This window comes from Rhodovarius crocodyli, assembly GCF_004005855.1.
GTDB lineage: Bacteria > Pseudomonadota > Alphaproteobacteria > Acetobacterales > Acetobacteraceae > Rhodovarius > Rhodovarius crocodyli.
The window spans coordinates 106,245-130,177 of sequence record NZ_SACL01000011.1; the positions used below are offsets into that span (position 1 = coordinate 106,245).

Sequence of the window (23,933 nt, forward strand, 5' to 3'; positions counted from 1 at the left end):
CGAGAATTGTTTTAGGCTTCAAGTATGTTGATGCAGCGACACGCGGTGGTGACAGGTGGCGGCACGGGTATCGGCCTGGCCTGCGCCCGCGCGCTGAAGGCCGCGGGCCATCGCGTGACGGTGATGGGCCGGCGTGAGGCCCCGCTGGCCGAGGCCGTCGCGGCGGGTGCCGCGGATGCCTTCCTGCTGGGTGATGTGGCGGCGCCGCCCGCGCTTTCCTGCGACATTCTGGTGAATGCCGCCGGCATCGCGGAGAGTGCCGCCTTCCTCAAGACCGACGCCGCGATGTTCAGCCGCGCCTTCACCACCAATGTGCTGGGGGCGGCACTCGTCACCCAGGCGGTGGTGCCGGGCATGATCCAGGCCGGCTGGGGCCGGGTGATCCATGTCGCCTCCACCGCAGCGCTCAAGGGCTATGCCTACACCACCGCCTATACCGCCTCGAAGCACGCGCTGCTGGGGCTGGTGCGGTCGCTGGCGCTGGAGGTCGCGGCCAAGGGCGTGACGGTGAACGCCGTCTGCCCCGGCTTCACCGAAACCCCGATCCTGGCCGAGAGCGTCGCGCGCATCACCGCCCGCACCGGCCGGACCGAGGCCGAGGCCCGCGCCGAGCTCGCGCGCCCCAACCCGCAGCAGCGCCTGGTGCAGCCCGAGGAAGTGGCCGCCGCCGTGGTGTTCCTGGCAAGTGAGGGCGCGGGCGCGGTGAACGGCACCGCCCTGCCCGTCGCCGGCGGGGAAATCTGATGAAGGCCGAGCTTCGCCTGTGGCTGCGGATGTTGACCACGACGACCACGATCGAGGCCGAGATCCGCCGCCGCCTGCGCGTGCAGTTCAACACCACCCTGCCCCGCTTCGACCTGCTGGCGGCCCTGGACCGCGCGCCGGAAGGGCTGACGCTGGGCGAGGTCTCGGCGCGGATGATGGTGACCAACGGCAATGTCACGGGGCTCGCGACGAGGCTGGAGGCCGAGGGGCTGGTCGTCCGGCGCGTGGACCCGAACGACCGCCGCGCCGTGCGCCTGACCCTGACCGAGGAAGGCCGCGCCGTGTTCGACACCCAGTCCGCCGCCCATGGCCGCTGGATCAAGGAGATGTTCGCGGGGCTGGCACCGGAGGAGCGCGAGGCGCTGCACCAGCTGCTCGGCCGCGCCAAGACGGCGCTGTCAACGGCGCTGGAAACGGAGGAAGCGCTGTGAACCTGCTGACGCACAAGGCCGAACACGTCCTGTTCGAGATCGACGGCCCGATCGGGCGCATCACCCTGAACCGCCCCGAGCGCAAGAACCCGCTGACCTTCGAGAGCTATGCCGAGCTCGGCCAGATGTTCCGCGCGGCGGTGAACGCGACGGAAATCCGCGCCTTCGTCATCACCGGCGCGGGGGGCAATTTCTGCTCCGGCGGCGACGTGCATGAGATCATCGGTCCGCTGCTGGAACGCGACACCAAGGGCCTGATGCAGTTCACCGCCCTGACGGGGGAGCTGGTGAAGGCGATGCGCGCCTGCCCGCAGCCCATCGTGGCCGCCGTGGACGGCGTGTGCGCGGGCGCGGGCGCGATCATCGCCATGGCGTCGGACCTGCGCATCGCGACACCCGCGGCCAAGGTCGCCTTCCTGTTCAACCGCGTGGGGCTCGCGGGCTGCGACATGGGCGCCTGCGCGGTGCTGCCGCGCATCATCGGCCAGGGGCGGGCGAGCGAGTTGCTCTATCTCGGCCGATCCATGTCGGGCGCCGAGGGGCTGTCCTGGGGCTTCTTCAACAGCCTGGTCGAGGGCGACGCGCTGGCCGATGCCGCGACAAAGATGGCCGCGGACATCGCCGCCGGGCCGGGTTTCGCCAATGCCATGACCAAGCGGATGCTCGCGATGGAATGGGCCATGGGCATCGAGCAGGCGATCGACGCTGAGGCCGTGGCCCAGGCGCTGTGCATGACCACCAATGATTTCCGCCGCGCCTACGAAGCCTTCGCCGCCAAGCAGCGCCCGGTCTTCCAGCATGACTGACCGCAGCTTCCTCGACTGGCCGTTCTTCGAGGCGAAGCACCGCGCATGGGCCGACGAGGTTGAAGCCTGGGCGGCGGCGCATGCGGCGCGACTGACCGATGAGCATGATGCCGACGGCTCCACCCGCGCGCTTGCCGCCGCGATGGGCGAGGCCGGGCTGCTGCGCGCCGCCTGCCCGGCCGACGGCAAGCTCGACGTGCGGATGCTGTGCCTCGCCCGCGACATCCTGGCGCGCCATTCGGGCCTCGCGGATTTCGCCTTCGCCATGCAGGGGCTGGGCACGGGTGCGATCACGCTGTTCGGCTGCGAGCCCGCGCGCGACTTCCTGGCCGATGTGCGCGCCGGGCGGGCGCTCGCGGCCTTCGCGCTGTCGGAACCCGAGGCCGGCAGCGATGTGGCGGCGCTGGCCACCACCGCCACGCGCGATGGCGCCGACTGGGTGCTGAACGGGGAAAAGACCTGGATCAGCAATGGCGGCATCGCCGGCGGCTATGTCGTCTTCGCCCGCAGCGGCGAGGCGCCGGGCGCCAAGGGGCTGACCGCCTTCTGGGTGCCGGGCGGGCTGGTGCGCGTGGTCGAGCGCATCGAGGTCTCCGCCCCGCACCCGCTGGCGCGGCTGGCCTTCGACGATGTCCGAATCCCCGACAGCCACCGCATCGGCGCAGCCGGCGACGGCTTCAAGGTGGCGATGGCCACGCTCGACGTGTTCCGCGCCACGGTGGGTGCGGCGGCCCTCGGCTTCGCGCGGCGCGGGCTGGACCTGACCGTGGAACGCGCGACGTCGCGAAAACTGTTCGGCGCACCGCTGTTCGACCAGCAGATGACGCAGGGCGCCATCGCCGACAGCGCGGTGGAGGTCGATGCCTCCGCCCTGCTCGTCTATCGCGCCGCCTGGTTGAAGGACCAGGGCACGCCGCGCGTGTCGCGTGAGGCCAGCATGGCCAAGCTGCACGCCACCGAAGCCGCCTTCCGCATCGCTGACCGCTGCGCCCAGTTGCATGGCGGGCTCGGCGTCGTGCGCGACGCAGCGCCCGAGGTGCTGACGCGCGAGGTGCGCGCGCTGCGCGTCTATGAAGGCGCGTCCGAGATCCAACGCATCGTCATCGCCAGAGCGGAGACAGCCAGATGATCTATTCCGGCCAAGGCTTCTCAGGCCAGACTGCCGAGTTCGCCCCCAGCGCCCATCTCGACAGCTTTCCGCGCGACAATCTGCCGCCGCGCGACCAATGGCCGGAACTGATCTTCGAGCTGCCGGAACTTCGGTACCCCCTGCGGCTGAACTGCGCGACGGAGCTGCTGGACCGCAACCTTCCCGGCCGCGCCGACCACCCCGCCGTCGTCACCCCCGCCGAGACGCTGACCTATGCCCAGCTGGCCGAGCGCGTGAACCGCATCGCCAATGTGCTGACCGGGCGGATGGGCATGGTGCCCGGCAACCGCGTGCTGCTGCTCAGCGCCAACAATGCCTGGATGGTCGCGGCCTATTTCGCGGTGCTGAAGGCGGGCGGCGTGGTGGTGGCCAGCATGCCGCTGCTGCGCGCCAAGGAAATCAGCCAGATGCTGGCCAAGGCCGAGATCACCCACGCCCTGGCCGATGCGCGCCTCAGGGCCGAGATGGTCAAGGCCGAACCCGCCCCCGCGCATCTCGCCTTCTGGGGAGAGGGCGAGCTGGAGGCGATGTGCGCCGAGGCGAGCCCCGACTTCACCGCCTGCGACACGGCGGCCGATGATGTGTGCCTGCTGGGCTTCACCAGCGGCACCACGGGCGTGCCCAAGGCCACCATGCACTTCCACCGGGACATGATGGCCATCTGCGATGCCTATGGCATGCAGGTGCTGAAGCCGCAGCCGGACGACATCTTCATCGGCTCCCCACCGCTGGCCTTCACCTTCGGGCTGGGGGGGCTGGTGCTGTTCCCGTTCCGCGTCGGCGCGACCGCGGTTCTGCTGGAAAAGGCCTCGCCCGACGACCTGCTGCCGGCCATCGCGCAGTACAAGGCGACCGTCACCTTCACCGCCCCCACCGCCTATCGCGTCATGGCCGCCAAGGGCACGCCCGAGCAGTTCGCGACGCTGCGCAAGGGCGTCTCGGCCGGGGAAACCCTGCCGGTGCCGATCTTCGAGGCCTGGAAGGCCGCGACGGGCCTCGAACTGATGGACGGCATCGGCGGCACCGAGATGCTGCACATCTTCATCGGCGCGCCCGAGGGCCGGATCCGCGCCGGCGCCACCGGCATCCCGGTGCCCGGCTATCGCGCCAAGGTGATCGACGAGAACGGTGCCGAGGTGCCGCGCGGCACGCCGGGGCGGCTCGCGGTGCAGGGGCCGACCGGCTGCCGCTACCTCGCGGATGACCGGCAGAAGAACTATGTCCAGAACGGCTGGAACCTGCCCGGCGATACCTACATCCAGGATGAGGACGGCTATTTCCTCTATCAGGCCCGCAGCGACGACATGATCATCTCCTCCGGCTACAACATCGCGGGGCCCGAGGTGGAGGCCGCGCTGCTGGCCCATCCGGCCGTGCGCGAATGCGCCGTGGTCGGCACGCCCGACAGCGAACGCGGCATGCTGGTGACGGCCCATGTGGTGCTGCACGCGGGCCATGCGGCGGAACCCGCCACCGCCCGGCTGCTGCAGGACCATGTGAAGGCCGCCATCGCGCCCTATAAATACCCGCGCCTGGTGCAATTCGCCGACAGCCTGCCCCGCACCGAAAGCGGCAAGCTGCAGCGCTTTGTGCTGCGCCAACAGAAAAGCTAGGAAGCGCCCCATGCTGAAAGACATTCTTCCGCCAGGCTGGCCCGTCCCCCGCGGCTACTCCAACGGCATGATGGGTGAGGGCCGCACCCTGTGCGTGGGCGGCCAGGTGGGCTGGGACGCGCAGGGCAAGTTCGCCGAGGGCTTCGTGCCCCAGGTGCGCCAGGCGCTGGCCAATATCCTGGCCGTGGTCCAGGCCGCCGGCGGCCAGGCCAGCGATATCGCCCGCCTGACCTGGTACGTGACCGACATCGAGGAATACCGCGCCTCCCTGGCGGAACTCGGCCCGGCCTATCGCGCCGTGATGGGCAAGCACTTCCCGGCCATGGCGCTGGTGCAGGTGGTGGCACTGGTCGAAACCGAGGCAAAGGTCGAGATCGAGGCCACCGCCATCCTCTGAAGTCCGCTTGCGGGCGCCAACGCTTCGGGTCCACCCTGCTTCTGACAGCAGGAGAGCCGCGATGAGCGCCAACAACCTTCACGAAGCCGACCGCCACATGGTCCACCAGCAGGCGGACCTGGATGGGCACGACAAGAAGGGCGGCATGCTGATCGCGCGCGGCGACGGCGTGCGCGTGTGGGACACCGAAGGGCGCGACTATATCGAGGCGATGGCCGGGCTGTGGTGCGCCTCGCTCGGCTTTTCGGAAAAGCGCCTGGCGGAAGCCGCCTACAAGCAGATGCTGGAGCTGCCGTACTACCACACCTTCTTCGGCAAGGCGCACGGCCCGGCCGCGCTGCTCTCGGAGAAGCTGACGGGCCTGGCCCCCGAGGGGCTGAACCACGTCATGTTCCAGTGCTCGGGCTCCGAGGCGAATGACGCGGCGATCAAGCTGATCTGGTACCACAACAACATGCGCGGCCGCCCGGCCAAGAAGAAGATCATCGGGCGCATCCGCGGCTATCACGGCAACACGGTCGCGACCGCCTCGCTGTCCGGCCAGCCGCACATGCAGGCCGATTTCGACCTGCCCTATGGCGACCGCTTCCTGCATGTCTCGAACCCCAACTACTACCGCTTCAGCATCCCGGGCGAGAGCGAGCGCGATTTCTCGGCCCGCATGGCGGCAGAGCTTGAGGCGCTGATCGAGAAGGAAGGGGCCGACACCATCGCCGCCTTCTTCGCCGAGCCCGTGCAGGGCGGCGGCGGCGCCATCACCCCGCCCGAGGGCTATTTCGAGCTGATCCAGCCGATCCTGAAGAAGCACGACATCCTGTTCGTCACCGACGAGGTGATCTGCGGCTTCGGGCGCACCGGCAACATGTGGGGCTGCGACACCTATGGGCTGAAGCCCGATATCCTGACCTGCGCCAAGCAGCTCTCGGCCAGCTACCAGCCGATCTCGGCCACGCTGATCTCCGACGCGCTGTATGAGAGCCTGCTGGAAGGCAGCCGCAAGCATGGCAGCTTCGGCCACGGCTTCACCTATGGCGCGCATCCCGTGGCCTGCGCGGTCGCCCTCGAAACGCTGGCCATCTACGAGGAGCGCGACATCCTGTCCCATGTCCGCGCGGTCTCGCCGGTGTTCCTGAAGGGGCTGGAGGCGCTGAAGTCCCACGCGCTGGTGGGCGATGCGCGCGGCGTGGGCCTGATCGCGGGCGTGGAGCTGATGGCCGACAAGGCGAAGCGCGAGCCCTTCCCGGCCGCCGCCAAGGCGGGGCTGGCCGTGCAGGCCGCGTGCGAGCGCAACGGGCTGATCGTGCGCGCCATCGGCGACCGCATCGCCTTCACGCCGCCGCTGATCATCTCGGCTGCCGAGATCGCGGATATGCTGGCGCGGTTCAGCCGGTCGCTGGATGAGGCGGCGGAGACGCTGCTGGTGCGCCAGGCGGCGGAGTAGCGCAGCGGGGGCCTTGCCCCCGAAGCCCCCAGCAAGGGGCTCTGCCCCTTGCATCCCCGCCAGGACCGTAGCGGCCCTGGACCCCGGGGAATTGGCGCCAAACTCTGATAGCATTGATTATTATAATATAATTGGCGCCCTACTTGCCTAGCTGAAGCGCCAAACTCCTATCAGGTCCAGGAGATATTATCTCCTGGCGGGGGTCCAGGGGGCAGCGCCCCCTGGTCTGCGGCCCTTGCCCCTGACCTCACCTGAACGGCAGCCCGTAATGCAGCCCCCCGCGTGAGACCACGTTGTTCTGCCCGCGCGGCAGGTTGATCGCCGTGTTCGGCCCGAAGTTCCGGTCATACACCTCGCCGTAATTGCCGACTGCCGCGATCACCCGCACCGCCCAGTCGCGCGACAGGCCCAGCATGCCGCCCAGATTGTCCTCGGTGCCCAGGATGCGCTTCAGCGCGGGGTCGGTCGCCGTGGCCACCAGGCCGCGCACATTGGCCTGGGTGATGCCGCGTTCCTCGGCCTCGACCAGCAGGGCCAGGGTCCAGCGCGCGATCGAGTACCATTCCATGTCCCCGCGCGCGACCGAGGGGCCATAGGGATCGCGGCTCAGCACCTCGGGCAGCACCAGGTAGTCGCGCGGGTTGTTCACGGCGGTGGCCACCGCGGCGGCCAGGTCCGCGGCGCCCGAGGTCACGGCATCGCAGCGTCCTGCCAGGAAGGCCTCCAGCACGTTGGGGAAGCGGTCGAAAGTGACGGGCGTGAAGCTGTGGTTGCGGGCGCGCAGGTAATCCGCGACCTCGGGCAGGTTGGACCCGCCATTGCTGGCGCAGATGGTGGCCCCCGTCAGCTGCTCCAGGCTGGTCACGCCCGAGGCACGGCGGACCATGACGCCGGTGCCGGTGTAGAGGTTCACCCCCACGAAGACGATGCCCAGGCTGACATCGCGTGAGAAGGTCTGCACCGTATCGCGCGCCAGAACATCCACCTCGCCGGAGCTGAGCGCCGCGAAGCGGGTGGACAGCGTCAGCGGCACGAAGGTGACGCGGCGCGGGTCACCCAGCACGGCGGTGGCCAGGGCCCGGCAGTAGTCGACATCCAGCCCCCGCCATTCGCCCTGCGTGTCGGGCAGCGAGAAGCCGGCGGTCACGCCGCCCACGCCGCAGCGCACGGTGTTGTTGGCGCGGATGCGGTCGAGCACCACGCCGGCCTGGGCGTGCGGGATCGCCAGCAGCGCAAGGGCCGCGATGAGAAGGAGCCGCTTCATGCCTGGAACTCCGCGATCGTGGCCTTGATGAGGGTGTCGGCGATGAGCACGACCTGCTCCTCGCCCATCGGCGTGGAGAGCGCGCCGGAGCAGTTGGGCGTCAGCAGGATGCCTGCCCCCAGCATCGCGGCGTGGATGCGCGGCAGGGCCTCGGCCTCGGCCGGCAGCGGGCGGGCGCTGCGGTAGTCCTCGATCTTGCGCGCGCCCGGATGCAGGCGGAACAACGACCCGGCGCCGGCCATGCGGCCCGGCAGGCCGGCGGCGGCAAGCCCGGCGTTCACGCGCTGGCGCAGCATCTCACCCAGCCCGTTGAGCCGGGCGACGGCGGCCTCGTCGTAATGGGCCAGCGACGCCAGCCCCGCCGCCATGGTCAGCGGATTGGCGCTGAAAGTGCCGCCCAGCGCCACCTTCGGCTTGCCGGCGGCGTGGTTGTACACCGCCATGCGCGCGGCGGGGCCCGAGACAGCGCCCACCGGCAGACCGCCGCCGATGATCTTCCCGAGCGTCACGAAATCCGGTTCCAACCCGAACAGCGGCGAGACGCCGCCGAAACCGAGGCGGAAATTCACCACCTCGTCCACGATCAGCATGATGCCGTCGCGCGCGCAGGCCTGCTGCACGGCCGCGATCACGGCGGCGGGCATGGGCACCATGCCGGCCTTGGAGGCCTGGGGGTCCAGGATGATGGCCGCAAGCGACGGCCCCTCACGCTTTAGGATGGCGGCGCAGCGGTCGGCGTCGGCATAGGGCAGCACCACCGTATCGGCCAGCACCGCGGGGGGCGTGCCCTTGGCATAGGCGATGGAGGCCGGGTTGCCGGCCGCATCGTCCCATTCCTCGGGCCTGCTCTCCAGGCTCACCTCGGCGTGGTCGTAGGAGCCGTGGTAGCAGCCCTCGAACTTCGCGATGCGATGGCGGCCGGTCACGCCGCGCGCGCCCTTGATGGCGGCCATCACCGCCTCGGTGCCGGAATTGCAGAAGCGGGTCTGTTCCAGGCGCGGGTTGCGGGCGCGCAGCGTCTCGGCCAGCGCGATCTCGGCCTCCATCGGCACGCCGAAGGCCGTGCCCTTGGCGATGGCATCGGTCAGCGCCGCCACGATGGGCGGGAAGGCGTGCCCATGCGCGAGGGAGAAGAAATTGTTGGCGCAATCCAGGATGCGGCGGCCGTCCAGGTCGATGATCCAGCAGCCCTCGCCGCGCGCGGCATAGGGCGGGTGCGGCGCGAACCAGGAGGCGTGGCGCATGGAGCCGCCCGGCACCACGCGCTGTTCTCGCAGAAAGGCGGCGGCGGAGCGCGTCATCGGCGCCTCCAGCCCGGTGTCGTTGCGCAGGGTATGGGCGCTCATCGGCGGCTCCTTCGGATGATCTGACGGCAACTGAACCATATGATCCATTTCATTCGCAACAGGATCATTTGGTTCATTCGGCTCACCATGCGAGGATCGCTGCATGGAATCCGATCAGACCGCCGCCGCGATTGCCGCCCTGCTGCCCGAACTGGGCACGCAGATGGCGGCCGCCGCCCGCCATGTGCTGGCCCATCCGGAGGATGTGGCGGTGTTCTCGATGCGCGAGCTGGCCCGCCGCGCCGGGGTGCCCCCGGTCACGATGGTGCGCCTGGCGCAGCGGCTGGGCCTTGCGGGCTATGCCGAGCTCAGGCGGCACTATGTGAACGGGGTGCGGGCCGGGCGGCTGCTCGGGCCTGCCGCCAACCGCAACGCCGATGCCGCGCGGGGCATCGCGGCGGCCGCCGCGCGCAGCACCGGCGCGCTGGGCTTCGCCGCCGAATTCTTCGCGGCCGAGCAGGAGATCCTGCACCGCAGCCTGGCCGGGCTGAACGAGGCCGCGCTGCAGCAGGCCGCCACCCTGCTGGCCCAGGCCCGCCGCGTGCAGGTGGTGGGCCGGCGCACGACCTATCCGGCGGCCTTCGCCCTGGCCTATGCGCTGCGCAAGGCACGGCCCGACGTGTCGCTCGCGGACGACACGGCCGGCGCCCCGGAAACCTTCCTGGAGGACATGGCCCCGGGCGACGTGGTGGTGGCGATCAGCTTCGCGCCCTACAGCCGGCTGACCCAGAGCCTGGCCGACGCGGCGGCCCAGGCGGGCGCCCGGGTCATCGGCATCGGCGACGCACCGACTGCGCCGCTGGCGAAGCTGGCGGGCGCACTGTTCTTCGTCGCACCCACCACCTCACGCGCCTTTCCGGAATCGGCGGTGGGGGCGCTCGCGATGGGCAATCTGCTGGTGGCGCTGACGGTCGCGACACTGGGCGCGCCCGCCCAGCAGCGCATCCGCGCGAATGAGCGGCGGATCGTGGCCGCCGGCGAGTATCTGCAGGCGCGGACTGCCCGCTAGAGCGCGCTATCTGCCCTAGGCGTGCCCGGCCACGTCGCTCAGCAGCAGCGGGTCGACCTTCAGCTTGGCCAGCGCCTGGCGCCAGGTGGCCTCGGGCTTGCTGCCGAACAGCAGGTCCGCGTCGGCGGGCACGGTCAGCCAGGCATTGGCCGCGATCTCACCCTCCAGCTGCCCGGGGCCCCAGCCGGCGTAGCCCAGCGCGAGCAGGCAGTCGCGCGGGCCATTGCCCTCGGCGATCGCCTTCAGCACCTCGACCGAGGCGGTCAGTGCCGCGCCCTCGCGATCCGGCCCGCCCGGCACCGGCAGGGTGCCGTCGGTCTGCCATTCGGGGCTGTGCAGCACGAAGCCGCGCCCACCCTCCACCGGCCCGCCGCTGACCATGCGGATGGCCCGCGCGGGCGGGGCGGGCGTGATGCCCAGCTGCTGCAGCAGGTCCTCGAAGGCGAAGCTGTCCAGCGGGCGGTTCAGCACCAGCCCCATCGCGCCGTCAGCCGAATGCGCGCAGAGGCAGATCACCGTCTGCGCGAAGCGCGGGTCCTGCATGGCGGGCGTCGCGATCAGCAACTGCCCCGTCAACCAATCACCCGAGCCGTGGCTCGGTCCGGTGCCGGCACCGGAGCCGGTCTTGCGCATCGCCATGCCCATGATCCGAGGTCCCTGTCTGCTTGCCATGTGACAGATGTGGAGCGCGCGCCGCGCCCCCACAAGACCCTCCCCCGGATGACACGCCCCGGCCCCTTCGCTACCCTCCCGCTTCCCCAAGCCGAGAGAGGGCCAGCCATGACGATCCAAGTGGGCGACAGCATTCCGAGCGTGAAGGTCATGCTCGCCACCGCCGAAGGCCCGAAGGAGGCCGACACCACCGCGCTGTTCGCCGGCAAGACCGTGGCCCTGTTCGGCCTGCCGGGCGCCTTCACCCCCACCTGCTCCGCCAAGCACGTGCCGGGCTATGTCGCCAATGAGGCCGCGCTGAAGGCCAAGGGCGTGGACGCGATCGTCTGCCTCTCGGTGAACGACGCCTTCGTCATGGGCGCCTGGGGCAAGGACCAGCAGGTGGGCGACAAGGTGGTGATGATGGCCGATGGCGGCGCCGCCTTCACCAAGGCCCTCGGCCTGGACCAGGACCTGACCGCGCGCGGCATGGGCATCCGCAGCCAGCGCTTCGCCCTGGTGGCGAAGGACGGCAAGGTGACGCATGTCGCCGTGGAAAAGCCCGGCGAGTTCGAGGTGAGCAAGGCCGAATCCATCCTGGCAATCCTCTGATCCTCGATGTCACGCGCCTGATGGCCGTCGCCTTCCGGGGCCGGCCATCGGGCATGGACCGTATCGAGATCGCCCATGCCCGGCGGGCGTTGGGCGATCCGGCGGCCACGCTGGTCTGCCGCAACCTGTGGGGCCGCTATGCTGCCCTCCCGCGGGGGATGGTGGCGCAGGTGCTGGCAGCGGGCGCCGAGGGGCGCCGGCCACGCAGGCTGATCGCCCGCCACGCGCTGCGCCTGGCCTTGGGCGCCGGCCGCGCCGAGGCGGTGGCCGCGGCCTCACGGCCCGGGGCCGTCTTCAGCATCGTCAGCCACCAGGGGCTGGAGGACATGCGCGCGATCGAGAGCCTGACGCGCCACGGCGCCGCCTTCGTGCCGCTGATCCATGACATCATCCCGATCACCCACCCCGAATACAACCGGCCGGTGCAGCCGCCGCGCCATGCCGGGCGCATGCTGGCGGTCTCCCGCCTCGCGGCGGGCGTGGCCTATGTCAGCGCCGAGAGCAGGCGCCAGGCCGAGAGCTGGATGCAGGCCCAGGGCCGGGTGCCGCCGGGCGCCGTAGCCCCGCCGGGCATCGACCTCAGGACCCGCGCCAGCCCCGATGAGAGCGGCGCTTATTTCCTGACGATCTGCACGCTGGAACCCCGCAAGAACCACATGCTGCTGCTGGAGGTGTGGCGCGAGCTGCACGCCAGGCTGGGCACCGAGACGCCACGGCTGATCTTCGTCGGCCGCCAGGGCTGGGAGGTGGAGCCCGTGCGCCGCTTCATCGAGGCGCATCCCCACTACGTCGACTGGCGCGGCCATATGGGCGAGGCCGAGCTGGCCAGCCTGCTCGCCGGCGCACGGGCCCTGCTGTTCCCGAGCTTCGCCGAGGGCTTCGGCCTGCCGGTGGGTGAGGCGCTGGCCTCCGGCGTGCCGGTCATCGCCTCGGACCTCGCGGTGCTGCGGGAAGTGGGCGGGGATGTGCCGGACTATCTGGACACGCTCGACGGGCTGGGCTGGCTGCAGGCGGTGGAGGATTATGCCGACCCCGCGCATCCGCGCCGCCTGGCCCAGCTCGACAGGCTGGCCGGATGGCGCGCGCCGGACTGGGCCACGCATTTCGCCCGCTTCGACGGCCTCATCAGCGCGCTGGCGGCTGATTGACGCGGCCCCTGGCTTGAGGGAGACAGCCTCATGCCCGATTGCCGCCTCTACCTCATCACCCCGCCGCGCCTGACCGATGGCTTCGAGACGCTGCTCGCCCAGGCGCTGGACGCCGGGGATGTCGCCTGCGTGCAGCTGCGGCTGAAGGACGCCGGCCGCGACGAGGTGGCGCGGGCCGTCGAGAAGCTGATGCCCGTGACCCAGTCGCGCGGCGTGGCCTTCCTGCTGAACGACGATGCCGAAACGGCCAAGCGCCTGGGCTGCGACGGCGCCCATCTGGGCCAGACCGACGGCGACCACGAGGCCGCCCGCAAGGCGCTGGACAGCCATATCCTGGGCATCACCTGCCATTCCTCCCGCCACATGGCGATGACGGCGGGCGAGCTGGGCGCCGACTACGTGGCCTTCGGCGCCTTCTTCCCGACCGAGACCAAGCAGACCGAGCACGTCGCGACCGTCGAGCTGCTGGAATGGTGGCGGGAGATGATGGAGATCCCCTGCGTGGCCATCGGCGGCATCACGGCCGCCAACTGCGCCCCCCTGGTGCGCGCCGGCGCGGATTTCCTGGCCGTGGTCGGTGCCGTCTGGAACCACCAGGACGGGCCGGGCGCGGGCGTGAAGGCGATGAACGCGGCGATCGCCGGGGCCTGAGGGTGGTGCGGGGGCTTCGCCCCCGGGCCCCGACCAAGGGGCGCTGCCCCTTGGTCGGGGTCCGGGGATGAAATCCCCGGCACGCCCTCACACCAGCGGCGTCCCGTCCGCCTTCAACACTTCGCCGGCCAGATACAGGCTGCCGCAGACCAGCACGCGGCCGGGTTGGTCGCGCGTCACCTGGGCCAGCGCCTCCGCCACCGTGCCACCGTTCCGGGCGCGCCCCTGGCTCGCGGCCACGATGTCCTCGATGGGCATGGCCAGGTGCTGGCCCGGCTCACGCACTGCCAGCAGCGTGGTGGCGAAGGGCAGCAGCGGGCGCAGGAAGTCGGCCGCGCCCTTGCCCTGCTTCATGCCGACCAGGATATGCAGCGGCTGGTCCGACCAAGCGGGCAGGAACTGCGCCAGCGCCTCTCCGGCGCCGGCATTGTGGCCGCCGTCGAGCCACAGCGCATGCGGGGCCGCGGCCTCGGCCAGCCTGCCGTGCAGGGGTTGCAGGCGGGCGGGCCAGCGGGCGGCGGCGACGCCGGCCTGGATGGCGGCCTCGTTCAGCCAATCCGGGTTCCAGGCGCGCAGGGCGGCGATGGCGATGCCGGCATTGTCGTACTGATGCACGCCCGGCAGGCCGAGCGGCGGCAGCGGGATGGAAGCACCGCCCGCGGGGGTGAAGCCGCGCTTGTCCATCTCCCAGGCCTCATGCCGGGCCAACAGGGGCGCGCCGTGCTCGGCCGCCACGCGGCGCAGCACCTCCATCGCCTCGGGCTTCTGCGTGCCGGTCGCGACCGGCACGCCCTGCTTGATGATGCCTGCCTTCTCGAAGGCAATGGCGCCCAGCGTGTCGCCCAGGAAATCCATGTGGTCCATGGAGATGGAGGCGATGGCGCAGGCGGCCGGGCGCTCGATCACGTTCGTCGCGTCGAAGCGGCCGCCGAGGCCCACCTCCAGCACCACCACATCGGCGGGCGTGCGGGAGAACAGCAGGAAGCCCGTGGCCGCGATCACCTCGAACACGGAGATGGCGGCGCCGGCATTCACGCGCTCCACCTCCTCCAGCGCATCGGCCAGCGCGTCCTCGCCCACCAGTTCCCCGGCCAGGCGGATGCGCTCATGGAAGCGCACCAGATGCGGGCTGGTGAAGACATGGGCGCGGCGGCCGGCGGCCTCGGTGATGGCGCGCAGGAAGGCGCAGGTGCTGCCCTTCCCGTTCGTGCCGGCCACATGGATCACGGGCGGCATCGCGCGCTCGGGGTTGCCCATGCGCGCCAGCAGCGCCTCCAGCCGCCCCAGGCTGAGGTCGATCAGCTTCGGGTGCAGGCGGTGCAGGCGCTCGATGACCGGGGCGGAACGGCCGCCCAGACCTTTCGCCTCGTTCATTCCACGGGCGCGGGGGGCGGCAGTTCCAGGGCGCCGGGCAGTTCGGACACGCGCAGCAGGCTGATGACCTGCGCGAGCGTCGCCTTCATGTCGCCGCGCTTCACCACCATGTCCAGGATACCGTGCGCCAGCAGGTATTCGGCGCGCTGGAAGCCCTCGGGCAGCTTCTCGCGCACCGTCTGCTCGATCACGCGGGCGCCGGCGAAGCCGATCATGGCATTGGGCTCGGCGATGTGGATGTCGCCCAGCATGGCGAAGCTGGCGGTGACGCCACCCGTGGTCGGGTCGCACATCACCACGATGAAGGGCAGGCCTGCCTCCTTCACCATCTGGGTCGCGATCACGGTGCGCGGCATCTGCATCAGGCTGACGGCACCTTCCTGCATGCGCGCGCCGCCCGAGGCGGTGAACACGATCAGCGGCGCGTCCTGCAGCACGGCCAGGCGGGCGGCGGCGACCAGCGCCTCACCCACGCCTGCGCCCATGGAGCCGCCGAGGAAGAAGAACTCGAAGGCCGCGACCACGGCCGGCTGGCCGTCGATCGTGCCATGGCCCACCACCACCGCGTCATCCAGCCCGGACTTGGCCTGGGCATCGCGCAGGCGCTCGGAATAGCGGCGCTGGTCGCGGAACTTCAGCGGGTCGGCCGGGACCTTGGGCAGCTCGATCTTCTGCCAGCCCTCGTCCAGCGTGCATTCCAGCCGCTGGCGGGCGCCCATGCGCTCATGATGGCCGCAATGCGGGCAGACGCGCAGGTTGCGCTCCAGATCGCGGTGAAACACCATCTGCTCGCAGTTGGAGCATTTGTGCCAGAGATTCTCCGGCACCTCGCGCGAAGTGCCGAACAGCGTCTTGATCTTGGGCAGCGCCCACTCGCTGATCCAGTTCATGCAACCTGTACCCTCATCAGGCGGCCTCTATACCCCCTTCGCCCCGAAAGAGGAAACGCGCGCCTGTCGCAGGTCTGACACGAAGCGGGCGAACTCGGCATCCTTGTCGGCGTCGGGGGGCAGGCGAAGCAGGTAGCTGGGATGGACCGTGACCCAGGCGCTGCCGCCATCGGGCAGCGGCACGGCGGTGCCGCGCGCCTGCCCGACCGGGATCGGCCTGCCGGTGAGCGACCGCAGGGCGGTAGCGCCCATGGCGATCAGCAGCTGCGGGCGAATCATGCGGCGTTCCTGGTCCACCCACCATTTGCAGGCGTCGATCTCGCCCGCATTCGGGCGCGCGTGGATGCGGCGCTTGCCGCGCGGCTCGAACTTGAAATGCTTGACGGAGTTGGTGACGTAGACCCGGGCACGGTCGATGCCGGCCTCGGCGATCGCGCGGTCGAACAGCTGGCCGGCGGGGCCCACGAAGGGACGGCCCGCCAGGTCCTCCTGGTCGCCGGGCTGCTCGCCCACGATCATGATCTCGGCATCGGGCGGGCCCTCGCCGAACACCGTCCGGGTCGCGGGCTGCCACAGCGGGCAGCGGCGGCAGCCCATCGCCTCCTCGCGCAGCGAATCCAGCGAGACGGGCGCGCGGCGGGGGGCGGTGTCGATCATGCCCAGCTCCCGCTTGCGGGCGCCGGCGATCAGCTCGGGCACCAGGGCGGTCTCGGGCATGTTGCGCCAGTATTTCTTCGGCATTTCCTTCAGCATGGCGTCCACCATCACGCGGGCCGGGTTGAAGATGGCCGCGTAATAGGCCTTCCAGGCGCCCTCCACCGGGTCGGCGCCGGGGGCGTCGGCGCGCCGGGCGGGCGGGCCGTCCAGCAGGGTTTCGCCATCCCAGTGCAGGGAGCCCCCGGGCGTCAGGATCGACCACTTCATGTTGGTGAAGCGGTTGACGAAGAAGCCCGCATTGGCCCGCAGAATGTGGTGTTCCGGCTCATGCCAGGCGACGAAGCGGCCTTCCGGGACTTCGCGGAAGCGCAGGAAGGCGTGCATCTTGTGGCTGTCGCGGCGGACCTGGCGGGCCAGTTGCTCCACCTGGCGCAGCTGCGGGTCGGCCTCGTCCTCCAGCAGATGCGGCTGGGATTGCAGGCGCAGCAGCAGGCGATACAGCAGCGAGAAGCGCTCGGGCTGCCGATGCAGCGCGGCATGGGCGGCGATCGAGAGGAAGCGGCGCGGCACACGGGGCGCGGGGCCTGCCGGCAGGGGGGCGTCCTCGGCGAACAGATCGGTCGGATGGTCGCCCACCTGCCAGACCACATCCTCCGCCGGCACCCGCGCGGCGGCCAGGGCACGCGCGGCACCGCGCCAGCCGTCGACATCATCCTCCGCCTCCAGCCGGATCCGCCGCATGGTCAGGCCGCGAACAGTTCCAGCTGCTCCTGCCGCGGCGCCACCAGCGGGCGCAGATCGGCGCGGTCGCCCAGCAGCAGCGGGCGCCAGTCGGCCGTCACGATGAAGGGGCGCAGGCGCTTCACCGAATTGGTCAGCCGCGCGATGTCCTCCAGCCGCAGCGTGCGGTGCCGGCGGATCGAGAGGATGGACTGCACGGGCCTGGGCCCCAGGCCCGGCACGCGCAGCAGCATCTCACGCGGGGCGCGGTTCACATCCACCGGAAACCGGTCACGGAAACGCAGCGCCCAGGCCAGCTTGGGGTCGATGTCCAAGGGCAGCATGCCCGTGGCGGGGTCCGCGGCATCGCCCACCTCCTCCGGCGCATAGCCGTAGAAGCGGATCATCCAGTCCGACTGATACAGCCGGTGCTCACGCATCAGCGGCGGGCGGCGCAGCGGCAGCACGGCGCTGGCGTCGGGGATGGGGCTGAAGGCGGAATAGTACACCCGCTTCAGCGCGAAGCGGCCGTAGAGATGCGCCGCGCGATGCACGATATCGCGGTCCGTCGCGGCATCGGCGCCCACGATCATCTGGGTGGACTGCCCGGCCGGGGCAAAGACGGGCGCCGAGCGATAGCGGCTGCGGGCATCGGCGCCGTCCTCGATGGCGGTGCGCATCTGGCCCATCGCGCCCTCGATGCGCTGCTCGGATTTTTCCGGCGCCAGGCGCTTCAGCCCGCCCACCGTCGGCAGCTCCACATTGATGGAAATGCGGTCGGCATGGCGGCCGGCGGCCTCGATCAGCGCCGGATCGGCGTCGGGGATGGTCTTGAGGTGGATATAGCCCCGGAAGTCATGATCCTCCCGCAGGCTGCGAGCGACCTCCACGATCTGCTCCATCGTGTAGTTCGAGGAATGGATGATGCCGGAAGAGAGGAACAGCCCCTCGATATAGTTGCGCTTGTAGAAATCCAGCGTCAGCGCCACGACCTCCTGCGCCGTGAAGCGCGCGCGCCGGACGTTCGAGGATTTCCGGTTGATGCAGTAATGGCAGTCGAAGATGCAGCTGTTGGTCAGCAGGATCTTCAGCAGGCTGATGCAGCGCCCGTCCGGCGCATAGGCATGGCAGATCCCGCCCCCGCCATTGGTGGAGCCGATGCCCTTGCCGTCGCGCGAGTTGCGGTCCCTGGTGCCGGAGGATGAGCAGGAGGCGTCATACTTCGCCGCATCCGCCAGGATCGAGAGCTTCTGCGTCGTGTCGAGAAGTGCCATCGCGCCTTCATGCCCCGGCGGCACCATCGGCGCAAGCAAAATGTTCCTATTTTGTTCTAGATGAGAAACGGGTCAGTAGACCCGTCCCACCGCCTGGCTGTCGCCGCCGGCGCGCGCCTCCGCCACCGCCTGCCGCAGATCCGCCAGATAGGCGTCGGCCACCTGCGCATGCAGCGGGTTGAGGTGATGGTGCATGCCCCGCCCGCCCGCCATCTGTCCCTGCAGCCAGCCGCGCCGGTCCATGGCGGCGGCGATGCGCCCCATCTCCAGCGCCGGATCGGTCGGGCGATAGATGAAGATCGCATGCGGGCTCGGCCGCAGCACCTCCAGCCCCGGTATGGCCTCGACACCCGCCGCCATCCTGGCCTTGGCGTCCATGATGCGTCGCGCGGCCTCGGTGTAGCCCTCCATGCCCAGATAGTTCATCACCGCCCAGGCCGAGGCCACCGCCCCGCCCGGCCGGGTGCCCTGCGCGGTGAAGGCGACATAGGGCCCGCGGTCCCAGGCCGCGCTCTCGAAGCGATGGAACCGGCGAAGCGCCTCCTCGCGCACCAGCAGCAGCGACGCCCCCTTGGCCGCCATGCCATGCTTGTGGATGTCCGCCGAGATCGAGGTCACGCCCGGCACCGAGAAATCCCATGCCGGCAGGTTGTGGCCCAGCCGCGTCAGGAAGGGCGAGAGAAAGCCGCCGACGCAGGCATCCACATGCAGCCAGACGCCGCGCTGCGTCGCCAGCGCGCCCAGCGCCGCGATGGGGTCGATGGCGCCATAGGGGTAGTTGGGCGCGGAGCCGACCAGCGCGATGGTGTCCGCATCCATCGCGGCGGCCATGGCGGGCACATCGGCCTCGAAATCCGCCGTCACCGGCACGCGCCGCACCTCCAGCCCCAGATACCAGGCGGCGCGGTCGAAGGTCAGGTGGGCGGTGGCCGGGATGACGATGTTGGGGCGGTCGCGGCCCGCCTTCTCCCGCGCGGCCAGCATCGCCAGGAAGATGCTTTCCGAGCCACCGGAGGTGAAGGTGCCCCCTGCCCCCTGGGGCGCCGCCATCAGCGACAGCGCCATGGCGACGACCTCGCCCTCCAGCTTTGCCAGCGAGGGGAAGGCCCGGCCCTGGCCCAGGTTGTTCTCGGTGAAATAGGCGAGGTAGGCGTCCTTCTGAACCTGCTCCAGCGCCGCATCCAGGTAATAGAAATAGACGGCCATGCGGCCCTGCCGCCAGGAGTAGTCCCGGGCCTTGGCGGCCTGCAGTTCGGCGGCGAGTTCGGGCCAGGGGCGGCCTCTATCGGGCAGCTTCATGGTATGGTCCTCCGGCAGCCATGGCAGCACGACCTGCACAGGGCGAAAAGAGGGAGAAGCACCATGCGCATCGGCATCATCGGCCTGGGCCGGATGGGCGGGAACATCGCGCGCCGGCTGGCCCGCGCCGGCATCCACCCCGTGGCCTTCGACCAGGCGGGCGAAGCTCGCGCCGCCCTGGCGGCCGAGGGGCTGGAGGTGGCCGACAGCCTGGCCACCCTGCTGGCCGCCCTGCCCCCGCCGCGCGCCCTGTGGGTGATGCTGCCCGCCGGCGAGGCCACGGAAGTAACGCTGAAGGCCCTGTTCTCGGGCCTTGCCGCCGGAGACACGGTGATCGAGGGCGGCAACTCCTTCTGGAAGGACAGCTTGCGCCGGGCGGGCCTGGCCGCTGCCCGTGGTGTGGACTACCTGGATATCGGCACCTCGGGCGGGGTCTGGGGGCTCTCGCGCGGCTATTGCCTGATGATCGGCGGCAGCCAGGCCGCGGTGCAGCGCCTGTCACCGCTGTTCGACGCGCTGGCCCCGGGCGAGGCCGCGGCCGCCCCCACCCCCGGCCGCGCCCCCGGCGGCACGGCCCAGCGCGGCTGGCTGCATTGCGGGCCGTCAGGCGCCGGGCATTTCACCAAGATGGTCCATAACGGCATCGAATACGGTATGATGCAGGCCATGGCCGAGGGGCTGGACCTGCTGCATGAGGGCCCGCTCGACATCCCGGTGGCCGAAGTGACGGAGGTCTGGCGGCGCGGCAGCGTCGTCTCCTCCTGGCTGCTGGACCTGACGGCCCAGGCCCTGGCGGCGGACCCGGAGCTCTCCGGCTATTCCGGCCATGTGGCCGACAGCGGCGAGGGCCGCTGGACGGTGGACACGGCGGTGGAGAATGCCGTGCCCACCCCGGTGCTGGCGGCGGCGCTGTTCGCCCGCTTCCGTTCCCGGAAGGAGGCGAACTTCGCCGACAAGGCCCTCAGCGCCATGCGCAAGGGCTTCGGCGGCCATCTGGAGCCGAAATAGCCTTCAGCCCTGATGGGCCGAGGCCTCGCGATCGAAGGCGCGGCGGCCCGCCAGTTCGGCTTGCAGCCGTGCCGTGGCCTCCGCGCCCGCCTGGAAGATCAGGCGATTGCCCTTGCCCTCGGCCACCGCGCGGAAGGCATCGCCCCGCCCGATCTGCTGCAGCTCCTGCCGAAGCCGCGCGAGGATGGGCGCGGGGGTGGCGGCGGGTGCGAAGGCACCGTTCCAGATCGTGAAATCGGGCTCCGTGATGCCGTATTCGGCGCTGGTGGGCGTGTCCGGCAGCTCCGGCAGGCGCTCCTTGCCGATGACCAGCAGGGGGCGCAGCCGGCCCGACTGCACATGGCCTTCCGCCACGGGGTAATCGGCCGCCCCCACCTGGACATGGCCCGCCGCGAGGTCCGCCACCTGCGGCGCCGTGCCGCGATAGGGCACCTTCAGCAGGTTGAGCCCGAAATGCCGGCCCAGCTGTTCCACCGCGAGTTCCGAGACGGCGCCGGAACCCGTGGTGCCGAAGGGCACGGGGGGCTGGGCGCGGTCCCGCGCGCGGGCCAGGAACTGCTCGAAGCTCGCAAGGCCGGTGGACTGGTGGGCCCACAGCACCACGGCCGTCTCCACCAGCAGGCCCAGCGGCGCGAAATCCGCCACCGGGTCGAAGGGCTTGGGTGCCTCGCCCAGCGCCGCGATGCTGCCGATCACGGCCGTGGTGTTGGCGAACAGCAGCGTGGTGCCGTCAGCCTGACTGCGCGCGACATGCTGCACGCCGATGGTGCCCGTGGCCCCCGCGCGGTTGTCCACCACGACCGGCACGCCCAGGCGCGCCGCCAGTTCCCGCGCGACGACACGGCCGAAGATGTCGGTCGGCCCACCCGCCGGCCAGGGCACCACCAGCTTGATCGGGCGGGCGGGCCAGGCTTCCTCCGCGCGGGCCGGGGTCCCGGCGGCACAGCCGATGGCCGCCATCAGGCCCAGCGCCTGGCGGCGGCGCAGGATGGCGGTGGCAGGCGATGCTCGGTGGGCCATGGCGGCTCCCTTCTGGTGTGACGGCGGGCGCGGTTCATCCGCGCCACGTCCGTGGTTTATATTTTCACACCCAAAAGAGAGTCAATTAACCAATCAACGATTCAATGACGCATTATCCAGCGCGGCATAGATGTCCCCGCTGTTTGCCTCCGGCGGCAGCGCCAGCAGCCAGGCCTCCAGCGCCGCGGCGCCGATCGCGGCGGGGTGCGCCATCTCCAGGCTTTCGCCCAGAGAGGCGTTGAAGTGACGGTATCCCAGCGCCACGCAGCGCCGCAGCGCGACGACCGCGACATCACGCTGGATGGTCGTGAACTCGAAGCTCAGCGCCGGCACCGGGCAGGAGAGCCCGGCCAGCGCCACCGCCTCGTATCCCTCGATGTCGATCTTCAGGAAGGCCGGCTCGCCATGCGCCGCGATCAGCAGGTCCAGCGTCGTGACAGGCAGGGTCAGGCTGGCATCCCAGCTCTGCCCCTCCCAGCCCGGGGCACCGGCGGCGGCCGCGATGAACTCCGCGCTGGCGGTGGCGACGGTGGGGTTGGCGGTGTTGAGGTGCAGCGTGGCCTGGCCGGGCGCCTCGCCCACCAGGGCCTGCACCAGCGCGGCATCCCGCCCCTTCAGGATCAGCCGCAGCGCGCGGGCCAGGCGCGGCTGCGGCTCCACCGCCACCACCCGCGCGCCCAGCCGCGCGAAGCACAGCGCACGGTCGCCCACATGCGCGCCGACATCGAAGGCGATGTCGCCTGGCTTCAGGAAGCGGCCGTAGAAGGCATCCAGCGCGGGGCGCCGCGCCGGGTCGTGATAGACCCTGAGGCTGCGCCCCACCGCTGCCGCATGGGTCACGGCACGAACACCACCGCGGCACCCGCGGCGTGCTCGGGCGCCACCATCAGCCCGCCATCCGGGGTTTCCACCAGCGGCAGGCCGAGGCCGCGCACGGCAGCGTTGCCGTCGCTGGTGCGGATCACCATGCCGGCCATGAAGGGCAGCGCCGGCGCCGTCACTCCCGGCAGCACCTGCGGCAGGGCCGCGGGCTCCAGGATACGCACCACGGTTTCCATCACCGGGGCCTCGGGGCCCGCCACGCGCTCACCGCCCGGGAAGCGCAGGCGGAAGCCGCCGGCCGGATCGGGCTCGAACGGCACGCCCGACAGGCGCGAGAAGCGGGTGGCCACATCGGCCGGATTCTCGGCCGCCATGACCAGGGCGACCAGCGCATCGGCCTTGTTGGCGTGGTCCATCCAGCGGGGCTGCCAGATCAGTTCGGGCGTCAGGTGCTGGATCAGCTGGATACGGCCCTCCGCCGCGTCGGGCAGCGGCAGGCGGGCGAATTTCGCATGGCGCGGATCGCCCTTCTCCACCGGGCGTTCCAGCCAGGCGACACCCTTGATGGGGATGCCGGCAGCCTGCATGCGGGTCAGGTTCGCCTCGGCATCCGCCACGCCCAGCGCCAGGATATGCAGGCCCGTGTAGCGCGACAGGAACCCGCCCAGCTGGTTGTCGAACAGCGCGGGGTCCAGGATCGCCAGCAGCTCGATATAGCCATGGCGCAGGAAGGCGCAGCGGTTGCCGGTGCCGAACTGCTCCACCGGCTGGTCCGGGCTGCGGCGGCCCGATTGCTGCGCGATGGGCGACAGCGAGAAGCCCAGCTTCTCATAGGCCGCGACCATCGGGCCAAGATCGCGGGCGCAGACGCCCACATGGTCGAGTGCGAGGGCAATGCTCATGGGGGCGCTCATGCGGGGTTCTCGAACTTGTCCAGTTGCCAGGATTCGGGTTCGGCCAGGGCCTCGTCGTACCAGCGGCGCATCAGCGCATGGCCGCGCACCTGCTCCATATAGCGCAGGGAGGTCGCCGACAGCTCCGGCTGCCAGGTCAGGAAGCGGCAGACGACGGGGGCGAACATGATGTCCGCGCCGCTCATGTCCAGGCCGAACAGGAAGGGGCCGCCCGAGATTTCCAGGCACTCGGCCCAGATCGCCTCGATGCGCGCGATGTCGGCCAGCGCGCCCGGGGTGCGGCGCTGGCCGGGAAACTCGCGGCCGATGTTGAACGGCATGGCCATGCGCAGCTCGCGGAACCCCGCATGCATCTCGGCCGCCACCGAGCGCGCCATGGCGCGCGGCACCGGGGCCATGGGCCACAGCGCCACATGTTCCGAGCAATATTCGATGATCGACAGGCTTTCCCAGATCCGCGCGCCGTGATGCTCCAGATAGGGAACGGTGCCGGAGGGGGTGGCTTCCTTGATGGCGGGGGTGGAGCCGCCGGCGAGCGGGAACACCACTTCCTCCACATCCAGCCGCGCCAGATGCACGGCCAGCCAGCCGCGCAGCGACCAGGAGGAATAACGCTTGTTGCCGATGATCAGACGGCCGTCCGACATGGTAAACCTTCCTTACCCTTGCAG

The 23,933-nt window shown here is 70.7% G+C and carries 24 protein-coding genes; 12 read left to right on the top strand and 12 right to left on the bottom strand.

Translation table 11 applies throughout. From position 1 onward, the window contains the following. Window positions 1-30 precede the first annotated feature (30 nt). The 7 genes from EOD42_RS22760 to EOD42_RS22790 all read left to right on the top strand — a co-directional run bounded on the left by EOD42_RS22760 (window position 31) and on the right by EOD42_RS22790 (window position 6,603). A complete protein-coding gene (locus EOD42_RS22760) occupies window positions 31-744 on the top strand; it encodes an SDR family NAD(P)-dependent oxidoreductase (RefSeq protein WP_206020442.1) in 714 nt (237 codons plus the stop codon). Next, the gene (locus EOD42_RS22765) at window positions 744-1,196 is read left to right on the top strand and encodes a MarR family winged helix-turn-helix transcriptional regulator (protein WP_127789893.1); all 453 of its coding nucleotides are present in this window, start codon (window positions 744-746) and stop codon (window positions 1,194-1,196) included. Before EOD42_RS22760 ends, EOD42_RS22765 begins: the two co-directional genes overlap by 1 nt. Continuing rightward, the gene (locus EOD42_RS22770) at window positions 1,193-2,002 is read left to right on the top strand and encodes an enoyl-CoA hydratase family protein (RefSeq protein ID WP_127789894.1); all 810 of its coding nucleotides are present in this window, start codon (window positions 1,193-1,195) and stop codon (window positions 2,000-2,002) included. Before EOD42_RS22765 ends, EOD42_RS22770 begins: the two co-directional genes overlap by 4 nt. Further along, window positions 1,995-3,131: an acyl-CoA dehydrogenase family protein gene (locus tag EOD42_RS22775; protein WP_127789895.1), complete on the top strand. Its 1,137-nt coding sequence runs from the start codon at window positions 1,995-1,997 to the stop codon at window positions 3,129-3,131. The genes EOD42_RS22770 and EOD42_RS22775 overlap by 8 nt, the downstream gene beginning before the upstream one ends. After that, entirely contained in the window at window positions 3,128-4,765 is a 1,638-nt protein-coding gene (locus tag EOD42_RS22780) for an AMP-binding protein (RefSeq protein WP_127789896.1), read from the top strand. The genes EOD42_RS22775 and EOD42_RS22780 overlap by 4 nt, the downstream gene beginning before the upstream one ends. 10 nt (window positions 4,766-4,775) lie before the next feature. Next, window positions 4,776-5,162: a RidA family protein gene (locus EOD42_RS22785; RefSeq protein ID WP_127789897.1), complete on the top strand. Its 387-nt coding sequence runs from the start codon at window positions 4,776-4,778 to the stop codon at window positions 5,160-5,162. Between the two features lie 61 nt (window positions 5,163-5,223). Beyond that, window positions 5,224-6,603, top strand: a complete 1,380-nt coding sequence (locus EOD42_RS22790) for an aminotransferase (protein WP_127789898.1) — start codon at window positions 5,224-5,226, stop codon at window positions 6,601-6,603. A gap of 247 nt (window positions 6,604-6,850) precedes the next feature. Here the strand turns inward: EOD42_RS22790 and EOD42_RS22795 are convergent, their stop codons facing one another. Together EOD42_RS22795 and EOD42_RS22800 are read right to left on the bottom strand one after the other, a co-directional pair. Beyond that, window positions 6,851-7,867, bottom strand: coding sequence for an amino acid ABC transporter substrate-binding protein (locus EOD42_RS22795; RefSeq protein ID WP_127789899.1), 1,017 nt, complete (start codon window positions 7,865-7,867; stop codon window positions 6,851-6,853). Then, window positions 7,864-9,213: an aspartate aminotransferase family protein gene (locus EOD42_RS22800; protein WP_127789900.1), complete on the bottom strand. Its 1,350-nt coding sequence runs from the start codon at window positions 9,211-9,213 to the stop codon at window positions 7,864-7,866. The genes EOD42_RS22795 and EOD42_RS22800 overlap by 4 nt, the downstream gene beginning before the upstream one ends. Window positions 9,214-9,316: 103 nt before the next feature. Here EOD42_RS22800 and EOD42_RS22805 point away from each other — a divergent pair, with 103 nt between their 5' ends. Further along, window positions 9,317-10,222 (top strand): MurR/RpiR family transcriptional regulator, encoded by a 906-nt coding sequence (locus EOD42_RS22805; protein WP_127789901.1) that lies wholly within the window; start codon window positions 9,317-9,319, stop codon window positions 10,220-10,222. Window positions 10,223-10,237: 15 nt separating this feature from the next. On the opposite strand, the gene EOD42_RS22810 is transcribed toward EOD42_RS22805, so the two are convergent. Beyond that, complete coding sequence (locus EOD42_RS22810) at window positions 10,238-10,861, bottom strand: YqgE/AlgH family protein (protein ID WP_338069645.1); 624 nt, start codon at window positions 10,859-10,861, stop codon at window positions 10,238-10,240. 141 nt (window positions 10,862-11,002) lie between these two features. Here EOD42_RS22810 and EOD42_RS22815 point away from each other — a divergent pair, with 141 nt between their 5' ends. Genes EOD42_RS22815 through thiE form a run of 3 tightly spaced genes read left to right on the top strand, consistent with a single transcriptional unit; the run spans window position 11,003 to window position 13,284 of the window. Next, the gene (locus EOD42_RS22815) at window positions 11,003-11,485 is read left to right on the top strand and encodes a peroxiredoxin (protein ID WP_127789902.1); all 483 of its coding nucleotides are present in this window, start codon (window positions 11,003-11,005) and stop codon (window positions 11,483-11,485) included. A 20-nt stretch (window positions 11,486-11,505) separates the two neighbouring features. Next, window positions 11,506-12,633 carry a glycosyltransferase family 4 protein gene (locus EOD42_RS22820; RefSeq protein WP_127789903.1) on the top strand — a complete coding sequence of 376 codons (1,128 nt, stop codon included), beginning with the start codon at window positions 11,506-11,508 and terminating at the stop codon, window positions 12,631-12,633. A 30-nt stretch (window positions 12,634-12,663) separates the two neighbouring features. After that, on the top strand, window positions 12,664-13,284 hold the full coding sequence (gene thiE, locus EOD42_RS22825) for a thiamine phosphate synthase (RefSeq protein ID WP_127789904.1): 621 nt from the start codon (window positions 12,664-12,666) through the stop codon (window positions 13,282-13,284). Between the two features lie 87 nt (window positions 13,285-13,371). On the opposite strand, the gene EOD42_RS22830 is transcribed toward thiE, so the two are convergent. The 5 genes from EOD42_RS22830 to EOD42_RS26430 all read right to left on the bottom strand — a co-directional run bounded on the left by EOD42_RS22830 (window position 13,372) and on the right by EOD42_RS26430 (window position 19,498). Beyond that, window positions 13,372-14,658, bottom strand: coding sequence for a bifunctional folylpolyglutamate synthase/dihydrofolate synthase (locus EOD42_RS22830; protein ID WP_127789905.1), 1,287 nt, complete (start codon window positions 14,656-14,658; stop codon window positions 13,372-13,374). Then, the gene (gene accD, locus EOD42_RS22835) at window positions 14,655-15,548 is read right to left on the bottom strand and encodes an acetyl-CoA carboxylase, carboxyltransferase subunit beta (protein WP_127789906.1); all 894 of its coding nucleotides are present in this window, start codon (window positions 15,546-15,548) and stop codon (window positions 14,655-14,657) included. Before accD ends, EOD42_RS22830 begins: the two co-directional genes overlap by 4 nt. Window positions 15,549-15,575: 27 nt before the next feature. After that, window positions 15,576-16,946 carry a UdgX family uracil-DNA binding protein gene (locus EOD42_RS22840; RefSeq protein ID WP_127789907.1) on the bottom strand — a complete coding sequence of 457 codons (1,371 nt, stop codon included), beginning with the start codon at window positions 16,944-16,946 and terminating at the stop codon, window positions 15,576-15,578. 2 nt (window positions 16,947-16,948) lie between these two features. Next, window positions 16,949-18,199, bottom strand: a complete 1,251-nt coding sequence (locus EOD42_RS22845) for a putative DNA modification/repair radical SAM protein (protein WP_127789908.1) — start codon at window positions 18,197-18,199, stop codon at window positions 16,949-16,951. A 72-nt stretch (window positions 18,200-18,271) separates the two neighbouring features. Continuing rightward, window positions 18,272-19,498 (bottom strand): pyridoxal phosphate-dependent decarboxylase family protein, encoded by a 1,227-nt coding sequence (locus EOD42_RS26430; RefSeq protein ID WP_240655259.1) that lies wholly within the window; start codon window positions 19,496-19,498, stop codon window positions 18,272-18,274. Between the two features lie 3 nt (window positions 19,499-19,501). Between EOD42_RS26430 and gnd the strand changes: the two genes are divergently transcribed. Next, window positions 19,502-20,506, top strand: a complete 1,005-nt coding sequence (gnd, locus tag EOD42_RS26435; RefSeq protein WP_240655260.1) for a phosphogluconate dehydrogenase (NAD(+)-dependent, decarboxylating) — start codon at window positions 19,502-19,504, stop codon at window positions 20,504-20,506. Window positions 20,507-20,509: 3 nt separating this feature from the next. Here gnd and EOD42_RS22860 read toward each other — a convergent pair whose 3' ends face one another. The 4 genes from EOD42_RS22860 to EOD42_RS22875 form a co-directional block, all read right to left on the bottom strand. Further along, window positions 20,510-21,526: a Bug family tripartite tricarboxylate transporter substrate binding protein gene (locus EOD42_RS22860; RefSeq protein WP_206020443.1), complete on the bottom strand. Its 1,017-nt coding sequence runs from the start codon at window positions 21,524-21,526 to the stop codon at window positions 20,510-20,512. 93 nt (window positions 21,527-21,619) lie between these two features. Further along, a complete protein-coding gene (locus tag EOD42_RS22865) occupies window positions 21,620-22,366 on the bottom strand; it encodes an FkbM family methyltransferase (RefSeq protein ID WP_127789911.1) in 747 nt (248 codons plus the stop codon). Next, entirely contained in the window at window positions 22,363-23,250 is an 888-nt protein-coding gene (locus EOD42_RS22870; protein ID WP_127789912.1) for a VOC family protein, read from the bottom strand. The genes EOD42_RS22865 and EOD42_RS22870 overlap by 4 nt, the downstream gene beginning before the upstream one ends. Window positions 23,251-23,258: 8 nt before the next feature. Further along, on the bottom strand, window positions 23,259-23,909 hold the full coding sequence (locus EOD42_RS22875; protein WP_127789913.1) for a glutathione S-transferase: 651 nt from the start codon (window positions 23,907-23,909) through the stop codon (window positions 23,259-23,261). Window positions 23,910-23,933 lie beyond the last annotated feature (24 nt).

What these genes read in the sequence shown, in the direction of transcription:
- EOD42_RS22760 (WP_206020442.1), top strand. Translation starts at nt 31, where the DNA reads ATGCAGCGACACGCGGTGGTGACAGGTGGCGGCACGGGTATCGGCCTG.
- EOD42_RS22765 (WP_127789893.1), top strand. Translation starts at nt 744, where the DNA reads ATGAAGGCCGAGCTTCGCCTGTGGCTGCGGATGTTGACCACGACGACC.
- EOD42_RS22775 (WP_127789895.1), top strand. Translation starts at nt 1,995, where the DNA reads ATGACTGACCGCAGCTTCCTCGACTGGCCGTTCTTCGAGGCGAAGCAC.
- EOD42_RS22780 (WP_127789896.1), top strand. Translation starts at nt 3,128, where the DNA reads ATGATCTATTCCGGCCAAGGCTTCTCAGGCCAGACTGCCGAGTTCGCC.
- EOD42_RS22785 (WP_127789897.1), top strand. Translation starts at nt 4,776, where the DNA reads ATGCTGAAAGACATTCTTCCGCCAGGCTGGCCCGTCCCCCGCGGCTAC.
- EOD42_RS22790 (WP_127789898.1), top strand. Translation starts at nt 5,224, where the DNA reads ATGAGCGCCAACAACCTTCACGAAGCCGACCGCCACATGGTCCACCAG.
- EOD42_RS22795 (WP_127789899.1), bottom strand. Translation starts at nt 7,867, where the DNA reads ATGAAGCGGCTCCTTCTCATCGCGGCCCTTGCGCTGCTGGCGATCCCG.
- EOD42_RS22800 (WP_127789900.1), bottom strand. Translation starts at nt 9,213, where the DNA reads ATGAGCGCCCATACCCTGCGCAACGACACCGGGCTGGAGGCGCCGATG.
- EOD42_RS22805 (WP_127789901.1), top strand. Translation starts at nt 9,317, where the DNA reads ATGGAATCCGATCAGACCGCCGCCGCGATTGCCGCCCTGCTGCCCGAA.
- EOD42_RS22810 (WP_338069645.1), bottom strand. Translation starts at nt 10,861, where the DNA reads ATGGCGATGCGCAAGACCGGCTCCGGTGCCGGCACCGGACCGAGCCAC.
- EOD42_RS22815 (WP_127789902.1), top strand. Translation starts at nt 11,003, where the DNA reads ATGACGATCCAAGTGGGCGACAGCATTCCGAGCGTGAAGGTCATGCTC.
- EOD42_RS22820 (WP_127789903.1), top strand. Translation starts at nt 11,506, where the DNA reads ATGGCCGTCGCCTTCCGGGGCCGGCCATCGGGCATGGACCGTATCGAG.
- thiE (WP_127789904.1), top strand. Translation starts at nt 12,664, where the DNA reads ATGCCCGATTGCCGCCTCTACCTCATCACCCCGCCGCGCCTGACCGAT.
- EOD42_RS22830 (WP_127789905.1), bottom strand. Translation starts at nt 14,658, where the DNA reads ATGAACGAGGCGAAAGGTCTGGGCGGCCGTTCCGCCCCGGTCATCGAG.
- accD (WP_127789906.1), bottom strand. Translation starts at nt 15,548, where the DNA reads ATGAACTGGATCAGCGAGTGGGCGCTGCCCAAGATCAAGACGCTGTTC.
- EOD42_RS22840 (WP_127789907.1), bottom strand. Translation starts at nt 16,946, where the DNA reads ATGCGGCGGATCCGGCTGGAGGCGGAGGATGATGTCGACGGCTGGCGC.
- EOD42_RS22845 (WP_127789908.1), bottom strand. Translation starts at nt 18,199, where the DNA reads ATGGCACTTCTCGACACGACGCAGAAGCTCTCGATCCTGGCGGATGCG.
- EOD42_RS26430 (WP_240655259.1), bottom strand. Translation starts at nt 19,498, where the DNA reads ATGAAGCTGCCCGATAGAGGCCGCCCCTGGCCCGAACTCGCCGCCGAA.
- gnd (WP_240655260.1), top strand. Translation starts at nt 19,502, where the DNA reads ATGGTCCTCCGGCAGCCATGGCAGCACGACCTGCACAGGGCGAAAAGA.
- EOD42_RS22860 (WP_206020443.1), bottom strand. Translation starts at nt 21,526, where the DNA reads ATGGCCCACCGAGCATCGCCTGCCACCGCCATCCTGCGCCGCCGCCAG.
- EOD42_RS22870 (WP_127789912.1), bottom strand. Translation starts at nt 23,250, where the DNA reads ATGAGCATTGCCCTCGCACTCGACCATGTGGGCGTCTGCGCCCGCGAT.
- EOD42_RS22875 (WP_127789913.1), bottom strand. Translation starts at nt 23,909, where the DNA reads ATGTCGGACGGCCGTCTGATCATCGGCAACAAGCGTTATTCCTCCTGG.